The organism is Bradyrhizobium sp. ISRA442, assembly GCF_038085055.1.
Classification (GTDB): Bacteria; Pseudomonadota; Alphaproteobacteria; order Rhizobiales; family Xanthobacteraceae; genus Bradyrhizobium.
Map to the genome: position 1 here is coordinate 27602 of NZ_JALGCN010000035.1, position 21103 is coordinate 48704.

Here is a 21103-nt window from a genome sequence, read left to right on the forward strand (position 1 = left end):
GGTTCGCCGCTATCGCAGCCGCCTCAGATCTTCTGATTGTACTCGCCGACCTCGGGATGGGTGCGCAGCACGCTATCGACCATCTCGAACATGTCGCGCATGCGCTGCTCGGAGACCGGGCTCTCGACGACGACCACGAGCTCGGGCTTGTTCGAGGAGGCGCGCACCAGGCCCCAGCTTCCGTCTTGCACCGTGACGCGAACGCCGTTGACGGTGACGAGATCGCGGATCGATTGTCCCCCGATCTTCTCGCCCTTCTTCTGCAGCGCCTCGAAATGCTTCACCACGGCGTCGATGACGCCGTATTTGACCTCGTCGGCGCAGTGCGGCGACATCGTCGGCGACGACCACGTCTTCGGCAGCGCGTTCTTCAGATCGGCCATCGACTTGCCGGGCGCGCGGTCGAGCATGTCGCAGATCGCAAGTGCCGAGACGAGGCCATCGTCATAGCCGCGGCCAAACGGCTTGTTGAAGAAGAAGTGGCCGGACTTCTCGAAGCCGGCGAGCGCGCCCATCTCGTTAGTGTGGCGCTTCATGTAGGAATGGCCCGTCTTCCAATAGGCTGCCTTCGCGCCCTGCTTCTGCAGCACCGGATCGGTGATGAAGAGGCCGGTGGACTTCACGTCGACGACGAATTGCGCGTCCTTGTGGATCGCCGACATGTCGCGCGCCAACATCACGCCGACCTTGTCGGCAAAGATCTCCTCGCCGGTGTTGTCGACCACGCCGCAGCGGTCGCCGTCGCCGTCGAAGCCGAGGCCGACGTCGGCCTTGTGATGCAGCACCGCATCGCGGATCGCGTGCAGCATCTCGAGATCTTCCGGGTTCGGATTGTATTTCGGGAAGGTGTGGTCGAGCTCGGTGTCGAGCGGGATCACCTCGCAACCGATCGCTTCCAGCACCTGCGGCGCGAACGCGCCGGCGGTGCCGTTGCCGCAGGCCGCGATCACCTTGAGCTTGCGCTTCAGCTTCGGACGGTTGGTGAGATCGGCGATGTAGCGCGCCGGATAGTTTTCGTGGAACTGGTAGGAGCCGCCGGCCTTGTTGTTGAATTCGGCATTGAGCACGATCTGCTTCAGCCGCGTCATCTCGTCGGGGCCGAAGGTCAGCGGACGGTTGGCGCCCATCTTGACTCCGGTCCAGCCATTGTCGTTGTGGGAAGCCGTGACCATCGTGACGCAGGGCACGTCGAGGTCGAACTGCGCGAAATAGGCCATCGGCGTCACCGCGAGCCCGATGTCGTGCACCTTGCACCCCGCAGCCATCAGGCCCGAGATCAGCGCATATTTGATCGAGGCGGAATAGCCGCGGAAGTCGTGACCGGTGACGATTTCCTGGCTGACGCCGAGTTCGGCGATCAGCGCGCCCAGCCCCATGCCGAGCGCCTGCACCCCCATCAGGTTGATTTCCTTGTTGAACAGCCAGCGGGCGTCGTATTCGCGGAAGCCCGTGGCCTTCACCATCGGCTCGGATTCGAAGGCGTAGGTATTGGGCAACAATACGGACTTCGGCTTGGGAAACATTGAGCGGGTCTCGTGGAACGGGGCAGGAAAATCGCTGCAGCCTTAGCGAATGCCGGGCCGCAGCGAAAGGCGGGATTGCCAGCTTATGGCTTATAATTGCGGCAGTTTGGTAACGCGCAAAAAGGTTACCCGGGGTCGATTCTGGCTGCTAGGCGCTCCGACACCGTCGAGCAACAAGTCGACATCGCTGACTGGACTTGTACGTCCCCGCGCTACGGCAGGCGTTCAAGCCCGCTTACTGCTCCAGCACCATCTGTCCGTTGGCGTATTCGAAGCGCTTGAGGCGGGACAGGAAGGAGAGCCCGAGCAGGTTTTCGGACAACGCCTCGTCCGGCAGCACCATGGCATCGACGTCGCGCACGATGAGGCCGCCGACTTCGAGCATGGCGATGCGGGTACGCGCGGCCTTGATGGTCCCGTTGGCAGTAGAGACGGTCGCGTTGTAGTCGCTGCGTGAAGGCCGCAGACCGAAGCGGGCGGCCGAAGTCTCGTTCAGCGCCACCACGGAGGCGCCGGTATCGACCATGAAGCCGATACGCTGTCCGTCGATCCGCCCTTCGGTCTGGAAATGGCCGCGCGCGTCGCGGGGGATGGTGAGGCTGCGACTACTGGCCGGCGGGGTGGCTGCAAGGGCAACCGTCGTGCGCGGCGCGGATGTCGCGGACGCGGAGCTCATCTTGTCCGCCATCTGCGCCATGAAGGTGCCCAGGCCGATCATGATGGCCGCGAAGATCATAATGTTACGCATGACACCACTCGGAACCGAAAGCTCGATTTCACCACGCAAGGCGCCGGCCCGCGAGCAAGGGCGCGGCCGGAACGGTGCCATTTTGGCGAAAAGGGTGACGGAAGCGTTAATGCGAGCTTGCGAATGTGCGGAGCGGACCCATGATGCCGACAAATGGCGGCCTTGCCCGTGAGCAGGCCGGAAGCAACGCTGTCGATTCTCGACTTGTCAGGCGGCTTTCGCGACGGGACTCGACATCGTGACACGCAGCACATAATAAACCGCGCCCGCGATCGCCACACCGAAGAACCATCCATAGACCGCCCACCAGGACGGCAGGATGGACGTGAAGTTCGGCAAGATGGACGAGAACAGCGCACCGATCGCGGCGGCGATGAACGCGCTGACGTTCCAGCCGTTCTGGAAATGGTATTCGCCATTTTCCTGATACAGGGCCGGCACGTTCACCCTGCCCTTCGCGATGAGATAATAGTCGACCATCATGACGCCGAAGATCGGTCCCATCGTCGCGCCGATCCCCCCGACGAATGAAGCGGCGCTCCCTTCCCAAGGCGCGAAGGGATAAAGCAGTAGCGCAATCAGAGCCGCGATATAGCCGCCTTTCTTGAAATCGATGTACTTGGGGAAAACGTTCGAGAAATCGAACGCCGGCGAGACGAAATTTGCGACGACATTGATGCCGAGTGTTGCCACCGCGAACGTGATCGCCGCGAGCAGTGCCAGGGACCAGCTATCGAATTTCGCCGAGATCTGGTCGGGATGCAGCAGCACCTCCTGATAAACGTGGAAAGCCGCAATCGTGGTCACGCCCGCGACCAGCGAGAACAGGATCAAGTTGACGGGCAGACCCCAGATATTGCCCTTGCGCAACGCGGCGGCATCCGGCGCGTAGCGAGAGAAGTCGCAGAAATTGAGGTAGAGCGCGGCGAAGTAGGTGATCCAGGTCGCAGCAACAGCGAATAGCGCGGCTGGAGAGCCGGGCACGCCGGGTACGCCGGCATCCTTGGTCTTCTCCAACAGCACGTCGTGCGGGATCGGCGAGATCACCGAGATGCCGCCGGCCTTGACGCAAAGATAGATCGCAAGGATCAGCATCATCAACCAAACGGCAGGTCCGGCCCAATCCTGAAAGCGGCGCACGGTCTCCATCCCGTGCTGAATGATCAAAAGCTGCAACGCCCAAACCACGACGAAGCAGATGACCTCGAGACCGGAATGTCCGAGCACATGGCTGGATTCGTGGAACGACTTGAAGGCATCCATGCGCGTCAGCAGCGCGACGATCGCATTCGAGGCGGCCGAAGTCTGCGCGCCATACCAGAAGCACGCGACGATCGCCCGCACCAGAGCGGGGAGGTTCGCGCCCCATACACCGAAGGAGGCGCGCGCCAGAACCGGATAGGGCACGCCGGTTCGGACGCCGGCATTGCCGATCAAGCTCATCAGGAAAAAGATGACGAGCGAACCTAGTCCGATCGCCAGGATGAAGTTGATGAATGTGCCGCAGAGGAGAAACAGGCTGGCGGCGAGGTAATAGCCCCAGAGGCTGTGAACGTCCGACGTCCAGACGTTGAAAATGCTGAAGGCGCCCCAATTGCGGACCCGCGCCGGTGCCAGATCTTCGTTGTAGAGCGATGGCGAGGCGTTCTTGATCTCCAAAGCGGCCTCCTGGGTACTGGCGCTTCCGTGATCCGGTCCGCAAATCTAAGCACTCTTTGGAGATCGCCGCTAGCGCCGAGAAGCGGCGCGAAATGATCACGTGCCGCGCGGCTTGGCCCGCCGGGTCGGCAGCGCGCTTGCGGGATCGTCCGGCCAGGGGTGGCGCGGATAGCGCCCGCGCAAGTCCGAGCGCACCGCGCTGTAGCTTCCGCGCCAGAAGCCGGGAAGGTCGCGCGTCACTTGCACCGGGCGCTGCGCCGGCGACAGCAATTCCAGCACCAGCGGCACCTTGCCGGCCGCGATCGAAGGATGCGTGTTGAGCCCGAACAACTCCTGGAGCCGCACCGCGATGGTCGGTCCCTGCTCGGCCTCATAGTCGATCGCGAGCATGGTGCCGGTCGGCGCCTCGAAATGGGTCGGCGCCTCGCGATCGAGTCGCGCACGCAATTCCCAGGGCAGCAGCGCCATCAGTGCATCGGAGAGATCGCCGGCGGACACATCCTTGAGCGCGGTCTTGTCGTAGAGCGCCGGCACCAGCCAGTCGTCGCGCCGCGCTATCAGCCCGTCGTCCGAGACGTCGGGCCAGCTTTCGCCTTCAGCCTTGCGCAGGAACATCACGCGGTCGCGCCATTGCCCGGCCTGTTTCGACCACGGCAGCCGCTCGAGCCCGGCGGCGATCAGCCCGTCGGCAAGGATGCGCGCGGTCGCTTCCGATGGCGAGAGCGCAAGCGGCGCCTCCGAGAGCGTGATCGCATGCAGCGCGCGCTTGCGCCGTGCCCGCAGCGCCATAGCGCTGCGATCGAACGAGATCTCATCAGTGACCTCGACATGCTCGGCGAAATGCCGCTCGATGTCATCCTGTGTGATCGGCGCCGCCAGCAGGATGCGTCCGCTCGCCGCCGTTCCCGTCATTTCCCCGACGGCGATGTAGGGCGCGCGCGCGAGCGAGGAGGTTTGCTCGACCGCGGCGCCGCGGCCGTTGGCGAGGACGAAGCTGCCATTGCCGCGGTTGCGCGCGACCCGGTCGGGAAAGGCATAGGCGAGCATCAGGCCTGTGGAGAGGTCATCCTGCTCCGGCGGGGCCTTCTCTGAACCCGCCACCTGCGAAGCCCAGCGCCGCGCCAGATCGCGGGCACTGGTCGCGCGCGGCGAACGGTCGCGACGGAATTGATCGAGCCTGTGCTCGAGATCGACGCTATCGCCGCCGAGCCCGCGCTCGGTGAGGATGGCGGCGATCTCGGCCGCCGCCTCGCCTGCGCCCGCGCGATGCGAATCCACGATCATGCGCGCGAGCCGCGGCGGCAGCGCCAGCGCGCGCAGGCTCTTGCCTTCCGCGGTGATGCGACCATCGCCATCGAGCGCGTTGAGTTCAGCGAGCAAGCTCCTGGCTTCCTTCCAGGCCGGCTGCGGCGGCGGATCGAGGAACGACAGCGCGGCGGGATCGGCAACGCCCCATTGCGCGAGGTCGAGCACCAGCGACGACAGATCGGCGCTGAGGATTTCCGGCTGGGTGTAGGGCGCAAGCGATGCCGTCTGCGGCTCGTCCCAGAGCCGGTAGCAGACGCCAGGCTCGGTTCGGCCGGCACGGCCGCGACGCTGGTCCACCGCCGCGCGCGAGGCACGCACGGTCTCGAGCCGCGTCAGCCCGATATCCGGCTCGTAACGCGGCACGCGGGCGAGCCCGGAATCGACGACGATGCGCACGCCTTCGATGGTCAACGAGGTCTCCGCGATCGAGGTCGCAAGCACCACCTTGCGCATCCCCTTGGGCGCCGGCGCAATCGCGCGGTCCTGCACGGCGGCGTCGAGCGCGCCAAACAGCGGCACGATCTCGGTGCTGGCATCCTGCACGCGCTCAGCGAGAAAATTCTGCGTGCGGCGGATTTCGGCCGCGCCCGGCAGAAACGCCAGCACGGAGCCGCTGTCTGCACGCAGCGCGGACGCGATCGCATCCGCCATCTGCCGCTCCACCGGCGCATCGGCCTTACGGCCGAGATAGCGCGTCTCGACGGGATAAGCGCGGCCCTCGCTTTCGACGACGGGCGCTTCGCCCAGCAGCCTTGCGACACGTGCACCGTCGAGTGTTGCCGACATCACGAGGATGCGCAAATCCTCGCGCAGGCCGAGTTGCGCGTCGCGCGCCAGGGCGAGGCCCAGATCGGCGTCAAGCGACCGCTCGTGGAATTCATCGAACAGGATGGCGGCCACGCCCGAGAGCTCGGGATCGTCGAGGATCTGGCGGGTGAAGATGCCTTCGGTCACCACCTCGATGCGCGTTGCCCGCGATATCTTCGAGCCGAAGCGGACGCGGTAGCCGACGGTCTCGCCGGCACGCTGGCCGAGCGACTTGGCCATGCGATCGGCGCTGGCGCGCGTAGCGATGCGCCGCGGCTCCAGCACGATGATCTTCTTGTCCCTGGCCCAGGGCGCATCCAGTAGCGCCAGCGGCACCCGCGTCGTCTTGCCGGCCCCCGGCGGCGCCACCAGAACGGCGGCGTTGTGCCGATCCAGCGTGCGCGACAGATCGTCGAGCACGGCGTCGATCGGAAGGGGCGTGTCGAAGCTGCGGGGCAAACTATTTATCCGTCATCGCCCGCGCAGGCGGGCGATCCAGTAAGCTCGGATCCAAGTTGTTACGAAGATCGCGGGTTACTGGATACCCCGCCTTCGCGGGGTATGACAATAAGATGTAGCGTCAGCCCTGCACCGGCGGCCGGCCGACGCTCTCATAGACGAAGCCGGCTGCGGCCATGTCCTCGGGGCGGAAGATGTTGCGCAAGTCGACGACGACGGGCCGCGCCAGGACGCTTCTGAGCCGGTCGAGGTCGAGTCCGCGGAACTGCACCCATTCGGTGACGACGACCAGCGCGTCGGCGCCTTGCGCGCAGGAATAGGCATCCTCGCAATAGGTGATGCTGGGGAGCTCAGTCTTGGCCTGCTCCATGCCGACCGGGTCGAAGGCGCGGACCTTCGCACCCATGTCGAGCAGACCGGTCACCAGCGGAATCGACGGCGCATCGCGCATATCGTCGGTGTCGGGCTTGAAAGTGAGGCCGAGTACGGCGATGGTCTTGCCGCGCAGGGCGCCGCCGAGCGCGTGGCTGACCTTGCGCGCCATCGCGCGCTTGCGGTTCTCGTTGACCGCCAGCACGGACTCCACGATGCGAAGCTGCACGTCGTAGTCCTGCGCGATCTTGATCAGCGCCTTGGTGTCCTTCGGAAAGCAGGAGCCGCCGAAGCCGGGCCCCGCATGCAGGAACTTGGTGCCGATGCGGTTGTCGAGGCCGATGCCGCGGGCCACCTCCTGCACATTGGCGCCGACCTTCTCCGAGAGATCGGCGATCTCGTTGATGAAGGTGATCTTGGTGGCAAGGAACGCGTTCGCCGCGTATTTGATCATCTCCGCGGTGCGGCGTTCCGTGAACATCAGGGGTGCCTGGTTCAGCGACAGCGGCCGGTAGATATCGCCCATCAACTTGCGGCCGCGCTCGTCCGACGTGCCGACGACGACGCGATCGGGGAACTTGAAATCGCGGATCGCCGCGCCCTCACGCAGGAATTCGGGGTTGGAGGCGACCACGACGTCGGCTTGCGGATTGGTCTCGCGGATGATGCGCTCGACCTCGTCGCCGGTGCCGACCGGAACGGTCGATTTCGTCACCACGACGGTGAAGCCCGAGAGCGACTGCGCGATTTCGCGCGCGGCGGCGTAGACGTAGGACAGATCGGCATGACCATCGCCGCGGCGCGAAGGCGTGCCGACCGCGATGAAGACCGCGTCGGCTTCCGCCACCGGCTTGGACAGGTCGGTGGTGAAGCTCAGGCGCTTGGCTTTCACATTGGTTGCGACCAGCTCGTCGAGCCCGGGCTCGTAGATCGGGATCTCGCCGCGGTGGAGCGCTGCGATCTTGCCCTGATCCTTGTCGACGCAGGTAACGTCGTGACCGAAATCCGCAAAGCAGGCCCCGGATACCAATCCCACGTAACCCGTGCCGATCATCGCGATTCGCATAGAAGACCCTGTTTGTCCTGGTTAACGAAACCCCAATTCGGGGCGGTTTAGCATTTTCCCGAGGGGAGGGAAGAGCCCGCGTTCGGAAACCGGCACGCGATTTGTACCGATAAAGAAGTCGGAAACCGCTGAGGCCCCACACTGCCCCGGCCCCGGACAGATCCGGGGCGCCGGCGCCTCGAAAAGGGACACCATGACACTATCAGGCACAATGGTCGCGAGCGGAGACTCCAAGCGCCCGGCCGGCCCGCGCGTCGACTGGGTCGACTACGCCAAGGGCATCTGCATCGTCATGGTGGTGATGATGCATTCCGTGCTGGGGGTCGAGCTCGCCGCTGGCGAGACCGGGTTCATGCATGTGCTGGTGGCCTTCGCAAAGCCGTTCCGGATGCCGGATTTCTTCCTGATTTCGGGCCTGTTCCTTCCCCTCGTGATCGGCCGGGACTGGCGAACCTATCTCGACCGCAAGGTCGTGCATTTCGCTTATTTTTATGTCGTCTGGGTGACAATCCAGTTCGCCTTCAAGGCACCGGCCTTCGCCGCGTCATCGAGCTGGCGCGCCGCCGTCGGCCTGCTCTATCTCGAATCCTTCATCGAGCCGTTCGGCACGCTCTGGTTCATCTACCTGCTGCCGATCTTCTTTGTCGTCACAAAACTGACACGGCGAATCCCGCCGCTCGCGATTTGGCTCATTGCCGCCTCGCTGGAGACGGCGCGCATCGCGACCGGCTGGACCGTGATCGACGAGTTCTGCGCGCGCTTCGTATATTTCTACTCCGGCTATCTGTTCGCCGATTACGTCTTCGCGCTGTCGGACCGCGCGCGGCGGCACCCTGCGATTGCGCTCGCCGCGCTCGCAGCATGGGCGATCATCAACGCAAGCCTCGTCGCGCTCGGCGCGAGCGAATGGAAGATCGTGTCGCTGATGCTGGGCTTTTCCGGCGCCTGTGCGATCATCACGATCGGCACGCTGCTCGCGCGCGCCCACTGGCTGAACTTCTTTCGCTTCTGCGGCGAGCATTCGATCGTGATCTATCTCGCCTTCTTCCTGCCGATGGCCGCGACCCGAACGCTGCTGCTCCGCACGGGCGTCATTCCCGACATCGGCACGGTGTCGCTGATCGTGACCATCTTCGGCGTGATCGGATCGCTCGCGATCTGGCAGGCCGCGCTGCGGCTCAATGCCAAATTCCTGTTCGAGCGGCCCGAGGCGTTCTGGATCGCGCCGAAGAAGGCCGCGGCGGTGTTGCAGGCGGCGGAGTAACGCTCTCTCCACACCGTCATTGCGAGCGCAGCGAAGCAATCCAGAATCCCTCCGCGGAAAGACTCTGGATTGCTTCGCTGCGCTCGCAATGACGGGGTTGAAGCGGCCGAGCGCCGCTGAACTCGGGGACCCATACCCCCAGGGAGAGGTTGTGGCGGGAGACGGCAACCACGAGTCTTCGCCAAACTTCTCCGCGCTGCCCGGCGCTGCGCTTGTCCGGGACGACAGTGAAGTGTGGGAATCAGCCCAAAATTCCCCCATCCAAGGCTGTCAAATGCCGCAAAAATTCATACATTGCGGCCATGCCCAAAACCTCCCCGAAGACCACCGCCAAAGCTGACACCAAGGCTGCTGCGCCCAAGGCAGCCGCCGACACCAAGCCCGCTGCTGCCAAGTCTGCTGCCAAACCGGTCGCGGCCAAGGCCGCCGGAAAGGGCGACCACGTCTTCCTGGTCGACGGTTCCTCCTACATCTTCCGCGCCTACCACGCGCTGCCGCCGCTCAACCGCAAATCCGATGGCTTGCAGGTCAATGCCGTGCTCGGTTTCTGCAACATGCTGTGGAAGCTGCTGCGCGACATGCCCCCCGACAACCGGCCGACCCATCTGGCGATCGTGTTCGACAAGTCGGAGGTCACCTTCCGCAATACGATCTATCCCGACTACAAGGCGCACCGGCCGCCGGCGCCGGACGATCTGATCCCGCAATTCGCGCTGATCCGCGAGGCGGTGCGCGCCTTCGACCTGCCCTGCCTGGAACAGGCCGGCTTCGAGGCCGACGACCTGATCGCCACCTATGTGCGCGAGGCCTGCGAGCGCGGCGCGACCGCAACCATCGTGTCCTCGGACAAGGATCTGATGCAGCTCGTGACCGATTGCGTCACCATGTACGACACCATGAAGGATCGCCGCATCGGCATCCCCGAGGTGGTCGAGAAATTCGGCGTGCCGCCGGAGAAGGTGGTCGAGGTGCAGGCGCTGGCCGGCGACTACACCGACAACGTGCCGGGCGTGCCCGGCATCGGTGTCAAGACCGCGGCACAACTGATCATCGAATATGGCGACCTCGAGCAGTTGCTGTTCCGCGCCGGCGAGATCAAGCAACCTAAGCGCCGCGAGGCGCTGCTCGAGAATGCGGAGAAAGCGCGGATCTCGCGCCAGCTCGTGCTGCTCGACGACAAGGTGAAGCTGGACGTGCCGCTCGACGACCTCGTCGTCCACGAGCCCGACGCGCGCAAGCTGATCGCCTTCCTGAAGGCGATGGAGTTTTCCACGCTGACGCGACGCGTTGCCGACTATTCGCAGATCGATCCCGCCGATGTAGAGGCCGATCCCGGATACAAGAGCGGTGCCAGCGTGTTCTCGCCGCTGCCGCCTTCGGACGTCGTGCCGGCACCAGGCCCCGGCACAGCGGCGCAAGCTGCACCGGGCGCCAAGGAACGCAATAAAACCGCCGGCAAGGAGGACAAGGCCGCGAGCCTAAAGGGCGCGCCGATCTCGCTCGCGGCCGCGCGCGAGGAGGCGCTGAAAAAGCTCCCGGTCGACCGTAGCAAATACCAGACGATCAAGACGCGCGCCGAGCTCGACGCTTTCGTCGCACGCATTCACGAGGTTGGCCACGTCGCGATCGAAACCAAGGCGAACTCCATCAACCCGATGCAGGCTGATCTCTGTGGCATCGCGCTGGCGCTGGCGCCGAACGATGCCTGCTACGTGCCGCTGGCGCACAAGCAGTCCGGCGGCGGCGCCGGCCTGTTCGATGCCGGCCTCGCACCCGATCAGGTCAAGCATGCCGACGCCATCGACGCGCTGCGGCCGGTGCTGGAATCGATCGGCATCCTCAAGGTCGGCTTCGACGTGAAATTCACCGCTGTCGCGCTGGCACAGCACGGCATCAGCCTGCGCAACTATGACGACGCGCTGCTCATCTCCTACGTGCTCGACGCCGGGCGCGGCTCGCACGCGCTGGCCTCGCTCGCGGAACGCTGGTTCGGCCACGCCATGCTGGCGGAGAACGGCCTGCTCGGCAGCGGCAAGAACAAGCTCACCTTCGACCAGGTCCCGATCGACAAGGCCACACCGCTGTCGGCCGAAACCGCCGATGTGATCCTGCGGGTGTGGCGCGTCTTGAAGCCGCGCCTCATCGCCGAGCACATGACCACGGTCTACGAGATGCTGGAGCGGCCGCTGGTCTCCGTGCTCGCGCGCATGGAGCGGCGCGGCATCGCGATCGACCGTCAGGTGCTGTCACGGCTGTCAGGCGAGTTCGCCCAGACCGCGGCGCGGGTCGAGGCCGAGATCCAGGAGATTGCGGGCGAGCCCGTCAATGTCGGCAGCCCCAAGCAGATCGGCGACATCCTGTTCGGCAAGATGGGATTGCCCGGCGGCAGCAAGACCAAGACCGGCGCGTGGTCGACCACGGCGCAGGTGCTGGACGACCTCGCCGAGCAGGGCTACGACTTCCCCAAGAAGATTCTGGAGTGGCGTCAGGTCTCGAAGCTGAAATCGACCTACACCGACGCGCTGCCGACTTACGTCAATCCGCAGACCCATCGCGTGCACACGACCTACGCGCTGGCGGCGACCACGACGGGCCGGTTGTCGTCCAACGAGCCGAACCTGCAAAACATTCCGGTGCGCACCGAGGATGGCCGCAAGATCCGCCGCGCCTTCATCGCGACGCCCGGCCACAAGCTGGTGTCCGCGGACTATTCACAGATCGAGCTCAGGCTGCTCGCCGAGATCGCCGACATCCCGGTCCTGAAGCAGGCGTTCCGCGACGGGCTCGACATTCACGCCATGACCGCGTCCGAAATGTTCGGCGTGCCGATCAAGGGCATGCCGAGCGAAATCCGCCGCCGCGCCAAGGCGATCAATTTCGGCATCATCTACGGCATCTCGGCGTTCGGCCTCGCCAACCAGCTCGGCATCGCCCGCGAGGAAGCGTCCGCCTACATCAAGAAGTATTTTGAGCGCTTCCCCGGCATCCGCGCCTATATGGACGAGACCAAGGAGTTCTGCCGGAGCTACGGCTATGTCACCACGCTGTTCGGCCGCAAGTGCCACTATCCCGACATCAAGGCGTCGAACGCCTCGGTGCGCGCGTTCAACGAACGCGCTGCGATCAACGCGCGGCTTCAGGGCACCGCCGCCGACATCATCCGCCGCGCCATGAACCGCGTCGAGGACGCGCTGGCCGAGAAGAAGCTGTCGGCGCAGATGCTGCTCCAGGTGCACGACGAGCTGATCTTCGAGGTGCCGGACGCGGAAGTCGAGGCGACGCTTCCGGTGGTGCAGCACGTCATGCAGGACGCACCGTTCCCCGCCGTGCTGCTCTCGGTGCCGCTGCACGTCGATGCACGTGCGGCGACGAACTGGGACGAGGCGCACTGATCTGTCCTCGCCTCTCCCCGCAAGAACGGGGGCAGGGAGCCCGCGAGAGCGCTGCGCCGCGTCCGGACGCGAGAGTCGAATTGTCCTCCGTGCAATTGCGCGATGGCTGCGCGGCGCGGCGCATATTAGAACGGTGCGATCTCCCACACAGGTTCACCCATGCCCCACGCCTCCGCCCTGCTCGGCTTCGCCCTCGTCTGCCTCGGTCTCGTGCTGACGCCGGGGCCGAACATGATCTACCTGATCTCGCGCTCGATCACGCAAGGGCCTGGGGCGGGCATCGTCTCGCTCGGCGGCGTCGCGCTCGGCTTCGTGTTCTACATGCTGTGCGCGGCATTCGGCATCACGGCACTGCTGCTCGCCGTTCCCTTTGCCTATGACGCGCTGCGCTTTGCCGGTGCCGGTTATCTGTTGTGGCTGGCCTGGCAGGCGGTGAAGCCGGGCGGCCGCTCGCCGTTCCAGGTCAGGAAGCTCGCCATCGACAGCCCGCGCAAATTGTTCGCGATGGGGTTCGTCACCAACCTGCTCAACCCGAAGATCGCGATGCTCTATCTGGCGCTGCTGCCGCAGTTCATCGATCCCGCCGCCGGCAGCGTGCTGGCACAATCGGTGGTGTTGGGCGCGATCCAGATCGCGATCAGCGTCAGCGTCAACGCCATGATCGCGCTCGCGGCGGGCTCGATCGCGCTGTTCCTGTCGAGCCGACCAAGCTGGATGCTGGTGCAGCGCTGGCTGATGGGCACGGTGCTGGCCGGGCTCGCGGTGCGGATGGCGGTCGAGGCGCGGAAGGTGTGAGCCGCTTCCCTCTCCCCTTGTAAGGGGAGAGGGATTAACGACCTCAATCCAGCTTCGCCTCCATGCCCCGCTGCACGGCCGGGCGCGCCATCAGGGCCTCGTACCAGCGCTTCACGTTGGGAAAATCTGCCAGCTCCACCTTGTGACGCGGGTGGCGCCAGGCCCAGCCGAGGATGGCGAAATCGGCGACCGAGAGGTCGCCCGCAACAAAGTCGCGGCCTTCGAGCCGACGATCCAGCACGCCATAGAGCCGACGCGTCTCCGCCATGAAGCGCTTCAAGCCGTAGGCGCGGTCCTGCTCGTTCTCGAGCGCGATGAAATGGTGCACCTGGCCGGGCATCGGCCCGAAACCGCCCATCTGCCACATCAACCATTCGTAGACAGGGATGCGGCCTGCCAGCGATTTCGGCAGGAATTTTCCGGTCTTCTCGCCGAGATAGAGCAGGATCGCGCCGGACTCGAATATGCTGACGGGCTTGCCGTCGGGACCCTCGGGGTCAACGATCGCGGGGATCTTGTTGTTCGGGCTGAGCTTGAGGAACCCTGGGGCCATCTGCTCACCCTTGGTGATGTTCACCGGGATCACCTTGTAGGGCAGCCCCATTTCCTCCAGCGCGACCGAGATTTTCCGGCCGTTCGGCGTGTTCCAGGTGTGGAGCTCGATGGTCATTCTCTGTTTCCTTCCCCAAGAGACGTGGCCTCACCTACTCCAGAAGGTTGCACTGCTACAACCGGCGTGCCGGAATGGCGGACCGGCCGCTGGCGCGGCCGCTCGCCTGTTGACGGGCGATTTGACGGGCCCGCCCCCTCTGGAATGTCACCGCGGCGGGGGATAAATTCCGCCACTTCCAAAAACGCTCCCGAGGGACCGACGTGTCGAAATCTGCCTCCCGCGCCCGCCTGTTCGAAATCATCCGCCGGCGCTCCTTCGGCCGCGGCGAGGTGACGCTCGCGTCGGGCCGCAAGAGCGATTTCTACTTCAATCTCAAGCCGACCATGCTCGACCCGGAGGGCGCGACGCTGCTCGCCGAGCTGACCTATGAAGCGCTGAAGGACGACCGGCTCGATTTCATCGGCGGCCTCGAGATGGGCGCGGTGCCGCTTGCCGGCGCGCTGGCGCAGATCTCCTGGATCAAGGGGCATCCGATCGCGGCCTTCTTCGTGCGCAAGAAGCCGAAGGAGCACGGCGCCAAGCTGGCGATCGAGGGCCTCGCCAAGGGCGAGACGCTTCAGGGCAAGCGCGTCGTGATCGTCGAGGACGTCACCACGACCGGCGCATCGGCGATGAAGGCGGTGGAATCGGTGCGCGAGGCCGGCGCCGATGTGGTGCTGGTGCTCACCATGGTCGACCGCGAGGAAGGCGCCACCGATACGTTCGGCCAAGCCGGCCTGCCGTTCCGCTCGCTCTACAAGGCTTCGGAGTTCTTGAAGGCCTAACGCGACGAAACATCCTGCGCCGTGATACCGGGGCGTGCCGCCTGCGCTCAAGCTTCGGCGGCTGAGCACCGTTGTGGCTCGGCTAGCCTTTGGCGGAACCGTGACCCGGAAGCAACGATCCGTCGGAAGCTGCGCCAGGCCTTAAAGAGGTCACCGCCTCGTCTTGAAACCGCCCCCGCGCAACTGCTCATTTACCATCCCGGAATATGGTGAATCATGTGCTGAGGCCTCGGTCCCAGCCAGTTCAGTAGCGTCGGGTGGAGCGAGCATTGCGTACAGAGTTGTCCCATGCGCGCCGGCGGCGGCGCACGATGCAGGTAGCCGCCCTCCTTGCAACTCCGATGCTCGCGGCATCGGCCCCGGCTTCGGCTGAGGGCCTGTTCGACTTCTTCTTCGGCGGATTGCAGCGGCAGCGGTCGCAGCAGGCAAGCACCTACACCGATCCCTTCACCGGCCAGCAGAATGCGCCGGTTCAGCAAGATGTCCCGCCGACTCGGACGGCGGCCGTCGGCGGCTCGGGTCCGGCCTTTTGCGTGCGCACCTGCGACGGAAAATACTTTCCGTTGATGCGCGGGCTCGCCTCGCCTGCACAGATGTGTCAGGCCTTCTGTCCCGCCAGCGCGACAAAGGTCTATTTCGGCTCCAGCATCGACGGCGCCTATGCGCAGACCGGCGAGCGTTACGCCGACAGCGAGAACGCGTTCGCCTACCGCAAGGCGCTGCGGTCCGATTGCACGTGCAACGGCCGCGAGCCGGTCGGCCTCGCTCCGGTTGATCTCGCGCTGGACTCGTCGCTGAAAGCCGGCGACGTGATCGCCACCTCCGACGGCCTCGTCGCCTATACCGGTATCCGCGTCGGCAACGACCAGACCGCGGATTTCACGCCGGTCGCGTCCTATCCCGGCCTCACCGCCCAGGTCCGCGCCCGCCTCGGCGAAATGAAGGTCGCCCCGGTGCGCGCGGAGACGGTGTCGACGGATGCACCGGCTGCGGAGATTGTCCGCGAGACCCCGCCTGATGTGTCGGTGCCGCAGACGCAGAAGCCGGCGAAGCGCGCGGGGCTGGAGTAGGACCCAACTGTAACCAAGCCGTCATTGCGAGCAAAGCGAAGCAATCCAGAAATGCTCCCGCGGCGACACTCTGGATTGCTTCGCTTCGCTCGCAATGACGAAGGATGTTTGCGTTACCGCCCGATGATCACCCCGATCACGTTCGGCGCCGCCAGATATTTCTCCTCGATCGCGGCACGCGCGGCGGCGCGGTTTTCCGGCGTCAGCAGGCCGCGCCTCTCAGCCAGAATCATCCAGCAAAAGCCCCACCAGTCGGTCAGCATGCCCTGGTCGTCGACGAGGTCATAGCCCTGCTCGGCCGCGAAGATGCGCGCATGCGCCTCATCCAGCGTGTCGAGGAACAGGTGATCCTCGACCGAAAACAGATCGTCGCTGATATCGTCGACCGTGTAGCCCCAGATCGACTGGCACACCGCGTTGAACTCGCGGTCGAACTGGTCGTCATCGACCGCGTAACGCCGCGCTGCCTGATGCAGGCGCGACAACGAGCGCGCGAAATCGGCGATCCGGGTGAGGGCGAATTGATGGAAGGCAATGGTGGACATGTAGTCCTCGCGAAGTCTGGCAGACCCTAGATATTGTGTCGGCAACGCACCGAATCACAATGATATATCAAAGACTTGCTAAAGTGTTCTTAATTCGTTCCAATGCTTCTACAATGTCGTCCCGGCGAAGGCCGGGACCCATAACCACTGCTTTCAGACGTTTCGGAAATGGGCGCCCAGCAATGAATGCCCCGTATTACGCCTACATTTTAGCGAGCCGACGCTACGGCACACTGTACATCGGCATTTGCCACGACCTTAGCGGTCGGCTTGCGTTGCATCGTTCAGGAAGAGGCTCGAAGTTTGTCAAGAAGTACGGCGTGACGCGACTCGTCTACGTCGAGACATACGCCTCGCCAGCCGAAGCGATCGCACGCGAGAAGGCGTTGAATGAATGGCATCGCGACTGGAAGATTCGTTTGATCGAGGGGGATCATCCCGATTGGCGCGACTTGTCCCATCTTCTCTGACAGCCGTGGTTATGGGTCCCGGCCTTCGCGGGGACGACATCATCTTCGTTACACCAATCACCCTCACCTCACCGCAGACATCAGCCTGTCGCCACATGCGCTCGCGTAAAACTTGCCGCCGCATTGACGCTTGATGGCGGCACAGCGCACGGCTGGCGTTGCGTTTTGCGGGAGCGAGACGGCGCAGCTTAAGGCATCGGCGCTGCGGCCCGGTTTGCCGGCGGCGAAGGCGGCGCTGGACGCGGTGATGCAGACGACGAGCAAGGCTGCAGCGGCGATTTCGATCAGCAGTCTCATGGGGCGCCTCCTCCACACTGATGGCCGAATTTGCGCGCAATCTAGCACCGAATTCAGGTTTCTCCGTGGGCTCCCGGGTTTCCAAACCGGCCCATTCCTTGCATAAAATTACGCCAGCGCAGTGCACGGCCGCGCCGGCAGCGGTTCCGGTGCCGGGGCAGGACGCGTAAGCTTGAGTTCGGTAGTCGACCAGGAAGTGACGGCTTTGCAAGATCCATCGTTCCAGCCCAATTTTCCCGCACCCGGCCAGCCCATCGACGAACTCGCGCTGGCGGAGATCAAGGGCGCGATCCTGGCGAAGCTGCGCCTTGCCGTCGGCAAGGACGCGGGCATGGCGACCAGGCACGACTGGTACCAGGCCGCCGCGCTGGCGTTGCGCGATCGCATCGTGCATCGCTGGCTCACCGCGGAGAAGGCCAGCTACGACGCGGGGCGCAAGCGCGTCTACTATCTCTCGCTCGAGTTCCTGATCGGCCGCCTCTTCACCGACGCGCTGAACAACATGGGACTGCTCAACATCTTCGAGGTCGCGCTCGGCGATCTCGGCGTCTCGCTCCCCGACTTGCGCAAATGCGAACCGGATGCGGCGCTCGGCAATGGCGGCCTCGGCCGGCTCGCCGCCTGCTTCATGGAGAGCATGGCGACGCTGTCGATCCCCGCGATCGGCTATGGCATCCGCTATGACTACGGCCTGTTCCGTCAGATCATCAATCAGGGCTGGCAGCAGGAATATCCGGACGAGTGGCTCAGCTTCGGCAACCCCTGGGAATTGCAGCGGCCGGAAGTGATCTATCACGTCCATTTCGGCGGCGGCGTCGAGCATGTCGACGACAAGGGCCGCGACCGCGCGATCTGGCATCCGGCCGAGACGGTGCAGGCGATCGCCTATGACACGCCGATCGTCGGCTGGCGCGGCCAGCACGTCAATGCGCTGCGCCTGTGGTCGGCGCGCTCGCCCGATCCGCTGAAGCTCGACGTGTTCAATTCCGGCGACTATGTCAGCGCAAGCTCCGAGCAGGCGCGCGCGGAAGCGATCTGCAAATTCCTCTATCCGAACGACGAGAGCCCCGCGGGCCGCGAGCTGCGGTTGCGCCAGGAATATTTCTTCGTCTCCGCGTCGCTCCAGGATCTCGTCAAGCGCCACCTCACCTCCGACGGACAGTTGCGCAGCCTGTCGATGAAGGTCGCGGTGCAGCTCAACGACACCCATCCGAGCCTCGCCGTCACCGAGCTGATGCGCATCCTGGTGGACGAGCACAATTTCCGCTGGGACGAGGCCTGGAAGATCACGGTCGCGACCCTGTCATACACCAACCACACGCTGCTGCCCGAGGCGCTGGAGACCTGGCCGGTCGAGCTGTTCGAGCGCCTGTTGCCGCGACATCTCGAGATCATCTACCGCATCAACGTCCAGCATCTGGCGCTTGCGGAAGCGCGCTGTCCCGGCGACATCGATTTCCGTGCTTCGGTCTCGCTGATCGACGAGAGGAGCGGGCGCCGCGTGCGCATGGGCCAGCTCGCCTTCGTCGGCTCGCACCGCATCAACGGCGTCTCGGCGATGCATTCGGACCTGATGCGCGAGACCGTGTTCCACGATCTCAACCATCTCTATCCCGGCCGCATCACCAACAAGACCAACGGCATCACCTTCCGCCGCTGGCTGATGCTGGCGAACCCGAAGCTGACCGACCTGTTGCGCGAGACCTGCGGCGAGGCGGTGCTTGACGATCCGACCCAGCTCAGCCTGATCGAGGCGCGCGCCAGCGACGTCGCGTTCCAGCAGAAATTCCGCGCCGTCAAGCATCACAACAAGACGGCCCTGGCGCGCCTGATCGGCGAGCGGCTCGGCATCAAGGTCGACCCGAGCGCGCTGTTCGATGTGCAGATCAAGCGCATTCACGAATACAAGCGCCAGCTCCTCAACATCATCGAGACGGTCGCGCTGTATCAGGCGATGAAAGACGATCCCAACGGCAACTGGGTGCCGCGGGTCAAAATCTTCGCGGGCAAGGCGGCGGCGAGCTACCGCTATGCCAAGCTGATCATCAAGCTGATCAACGACGTCGCCGACATCGTCAACAATGATCCCGCGATCGCGGGCAGGCTGAAGGTCGCCTTCCTGCCGGATTACAATGTCAGCCTTGCCGAGGTGATCATCCCGGCGGCCGACTTGTCCGAGCAGATCTCGACCGCCGGCATGGAAGCCTCCGGCACGGGCAACATGAAGCTGGCGCTGAACGGCGCCATCACCATCGGCACGCTCGACGGCGCCAACATCGAGATCCGCGACCATGTCGGGCCTGAGAACATCGCGATCTTCGGCATGGAAGCCGGCGACGTGATGATCCGCCGCAAGCAGGGGCTCGATGCTTCCGACGTGATCCGCAGGTCGCCAAAGCTTTTGCGCGCGATCAACTCGATCGCGACCGGCGAGTTCTCGCCCGGCGATCCCGGACGTTTCGAATCCATCGCGCATGCTTTGCGCTATCTCGACCACTACATGGTCAGCGCCGACTTCGACTCCTACTACGAGGCACAGCGCGGCATCGACGCGCGCTGGCAGGTGGTGCCGGCCTGGACGCGCGCCTCTATCCTCAACGTCGCGCGCATGACCTGGTTCTCCTCCGACCGCACCATCCGCGAATATGCCGAGGAGATCTGGAACGTGCCGGTCCATCCGACCACGCCCGTGCTGCCGGGCCTGCGCGACACCGCGGTCTGATTTTCCACGACGCGAAAATCCGCGTTACCCGCGAGGTTATTGCATCAGGCGCGGAGGATGATGATATGATCGTCATCATCCCCACAAGGCGGCGTCGGCGACGCTGACGCCGTTGCCTCAAACACCGTCATTTGCGAGCGCAGCGAAGCAATCCGGACTGCCTCCGCAGAAAGATTCTGAATTGCTTCGCTGCGCTCGCAATGTCGGTCGGGCGGGCTTCGAGGACTGACTATGCACGCCAAACTCCCGCACCCCTTCGACGAGGCGACGCGCGTTACTGCCGGCGACAGCCGATGGCAGGGGCACACCAGCGACGACTATTGGGCCTTTGTCGGCCCATTCGGCGGCGCGACCGCCGCGACCATCCTGCGCGCGCTGATCGATCATCCACAGCGCGCCGGCGATCCGTTGGCGCTCACCGTCAATTACTGCGCGCCGATCGCGAAGGGACCATTCGATCTCGACGTGCGGCTGGTGAAGGCCAACCGTTCGAGCCAGCACTGGAGCGTCGAACTGTCACAAGGCGGCGGCGAGGTCGCGACCCTCGCGACCGCCGTGTTTGCCGAGCGCCGGCCGTCCTGGTCGCATGCGGTCGCGAAATGCCCGGACGCAAAGCCGTTCGAGCAGACCCTGCCTTTTCCAAAGATCGCGGCATCCTGGGCCAACCAGTATGAATTCCGCTTCGTCGAGGGCGAGATGCGGATCGGCCCGCCACAAGCCGAGCTCGCAAGCACTTATTCCAAGGTCTGGATCGGCGACCGCACGCCGCGCAGGCTCGACATGCTGTCGCTGATGTCGATGTCGGACGCCTTCTTCGGCCGCATCTTCCACGCACGGCGCGAGCTGGTGCCGTTCGGTACGGTGTCGCTGACGACCTATTTCCATACGGATGCGGAGAGCCTTCTGGCCGAGGACATCACCCGCGTCCTCGCGACAGCCGATGCAAAGGTCTTCCACAAGAGCTACGGCGATCAGAACGGCGAGCTATGGTCCCCGAACGGCCGCCTGCTCGCGACCACGACGCAGATCGCGTATTTCAAGGTGTAGGTTCTGACCCTCTCCCCTTGTGGGAGAGGGTCGCTTCGCGAAGCGAAGCGGGGTGAGGGGTTCTCTCCGCGAATGAACCTCTATCAATCGAACGTGCAGAGAGAACCCCTCATCCGGCGCTT

Annotated in this window: 16 protein-coding genes; 8 read left to right on the forward strand and 8 right to left on the reverse strand. The window is 64.6% G+C overall.

Annotated features, from left to right (window positions below; genetic code table 11):
* Positions 1-23 precede the first annotated feature (23 nt).
* From MTR72_RS38140 to MTR72_RS38160, 5 genes are all read right to left on the reverse strand, one after another.
* A complete protein-coding gene (locus tag MTR72_RS38140) occupies positions 24-1523 on the reverse strand; it encodes a phosphomannomutase/phosphoglucomutase (protein ID WP_280967963.1) in 1500 nt (499 codons plus the stop codon).
* A gap of 235 nt (positions 1524-1758) precedes the next feature.
* Positions 1759-2271, reverse strand: a complete 513-nt coding sequence (locus MTR72_RS38145) for a TIGR02281 family clan AA aspartic protease (RefSeq protein ID WP_280967962.1) — start codon at positions 2269-2271, stop codon at positions 1759-1761.
* 207 nt (positions 2272-2478) lie between these two features.
* Positions 2479-3930 (reverse strand): NCS1 family nucleobase:cation symporter-1, encoded by a 1452-nt coding sequence (locus tag MTR72_RS38150; RefSeq protein ID WP_280967961.1) that lies wholly within the window; start codon positions 3928-3930, stop codon positions 2479-2481.
* 96 nt (positions 3931-4026) lie between these two features.
* Positions 4027-6504 (reverse strand): ATP-dependent helicase HrpB, encoded by a 2478-nt coding sequence (gene hrpB / locus MTR72_RS38155; protein ID WP_280967960.1) that lies wholly within the window; start codon positions 6502-6504, stop codon positions 4027-4029.
* Positions 6505-6625: 121 nt separating this feature from the next.
* Positions 6626-7942 carry a UDP-glucose dehydrogenase family protein gene (locus MTR72_RS38160; protein ID WP_280967959.1) on the reverse strand — a complete coding sequence of 439 codons (1317 nt, stop codon included), beginning with the start codon at positions 7940-7942 and terminating at the stop codon, positions 6626-6628.
* A 193-nt stretch (positions 7943-8135) separates the two neighbouring features.
* On the opposite strand from MTR72_RS38160, the gene MTR72_RS38165 reads away from it, so the two are divergent.
* From MTR72_RS38165 to MTR72_RS38175, 3 genes are all read left to right on the forward strand, one after another.
* A complete protein-coding gene (locus MTR72_RS38165; RefSeq protein ID WP_280967958.1) occupies positions 8136-9206 on the forward strand; it encodes an acyltransferase family protein in 1071 nt (356 codons plus the stop codon).
* Between the two features lie 302 nt (positions 9207-9508).
* Positions 9509-12598: a DNA polymerase I gene (gene polA, locus MTR72_RS38170; RefSeq protein ID WP_341512185.1), complete on the forward strand. Its 3090-nt coding sequence runs from the start codon at positions 9509-9511 to the stop codon at positions 12596-12598.
* Positions 12599-12757: 159 nt separating this feature from the next.
* Positions 12758-13393: a LysE family translocator gene (locus tag MTR72_RS38175; protein ID WP_280967956.1), complete on the forward strand. Its 636-nt coding sequence runs from the start codon at positions 12758-12760 to the stop codon at positions 13391-13393.
* A gap of 43 nt (positions 13394-13436) precedes the next feature.
* Here the strand turns inward: MTR72_RS38175 and MTR72_RS38180 are convergent, their stop codons facing one another.
* Positions 13437-14063 carry a glutathione S-transferase family protein gene (locus tag MTR72_RS38180; protein WP_280967955.1) on the reverse strand — a complete coding sequence of 209 codons (627 nt, stop codon included), beginning with the start codon at positions 14061-14063 and terminating at the stop codon, positions 13437-13439.
* A gap of 203 nt (positions 14064-14266) precedes the next feature.
* Between MTR72_RS38180 and pyrE the strand changes: the two genes are divergently transcribed.
* Positions 14267-14830: an orotate phosphoribosyltransferase gene (pyrE, locus tag MTR72_RS38185; RefSeq protein WP_280967954.1), complete on the forward strand. Its 564-nt coding sequence runs from the start codon at positions 14267-14269 to the stop codon at positions 14828-14830.
* 311 nt (positions 14831-15141) lie between these two features.
* On the forward strand, positions 15142-15900 hold the full coding sequence (locus tag MTR72_RS38190) for a DUF2865 domain-containing protein (protein WP_280967953.1): 759 nt from the start codon (positions 15142-15144) through the stop codon (positions 15898-15900).
* 113 nt (positions 15901-16013) lie between these two features.
* Here the strand turns inward: MTR72_RS38190 and MTR72_RS38195 are convergent, their stop codons facing one another.
* Entirely contained in the window at positions 16014-16445 is a 432-nt protein-coding gene (locus MTR72_RS38195) for a hypothetical protein (RefSeq protein ID WP_280967952.1), read from the reverse strand.
* A 182-nt stretch (positions 16446-16627) separates the two neighbouring features.
* Between MTR72_RS38195 and MTR72_RS38200 the strand changes: the two genes are divergently transcribed.
* Positions 16628-16915, forward strand: a complete 288-nt coding sequence (locus MTR72_RS38200; RefSeq protein ID WP_280967951.1) for a GIY-YIG nuclease family protein — start codon at positions 16628-16630, stop codon at positions 16913-16915.
* Between the two features lie 63 nt (positions 16916-16978).
* On the opposite strand, the gene MTR72_RS38205 is transcribed toward MTR72_RS38200, so the two are convergent.
* The gene (locus tag MTR72_RS38205; RefSeq protein WP_280967950.1) at positions 16979-17212 is read right to left on the reverse strand and encodes a hypothetical protein; all 234 of its coding nucleotides are present in this window, start codon (positions 17210-17212) and stop codon (positions 16979-16981) included.
* 205 nt (positions 17213-17417) lie between these two features.
* Between MTR72_RS38205 and MTR72_RS38210 the strand changes: the two genes are divergently transcribed.
* Positions 17418-19934 carry a glycogen/starch/alpha-glucan phosphorylase gene (locus MTR72_RS38210; protein ID WP_341512186.1) on the forward strand — a complete coding sequence of 839 codons (2517 nt, stop codon included), beginning with the start codon at positions 17418-17420 and terminating at the stop codon, positions 19932-19934.
* 231 nt (positions 19935-20165) lie between these two features.
* Positions 20166-20981, forward strand: a complete 816-nt coding sequence (locus MTR72_RS38215; RefSeq protein ID WP_280967949.1) for an acyl-CoA thioesterase — start codon at positions 20166-20168, stop codon at positions 20979-20981.
* Positions 20982-21103 lie beyond the last annotated feature (122 nt).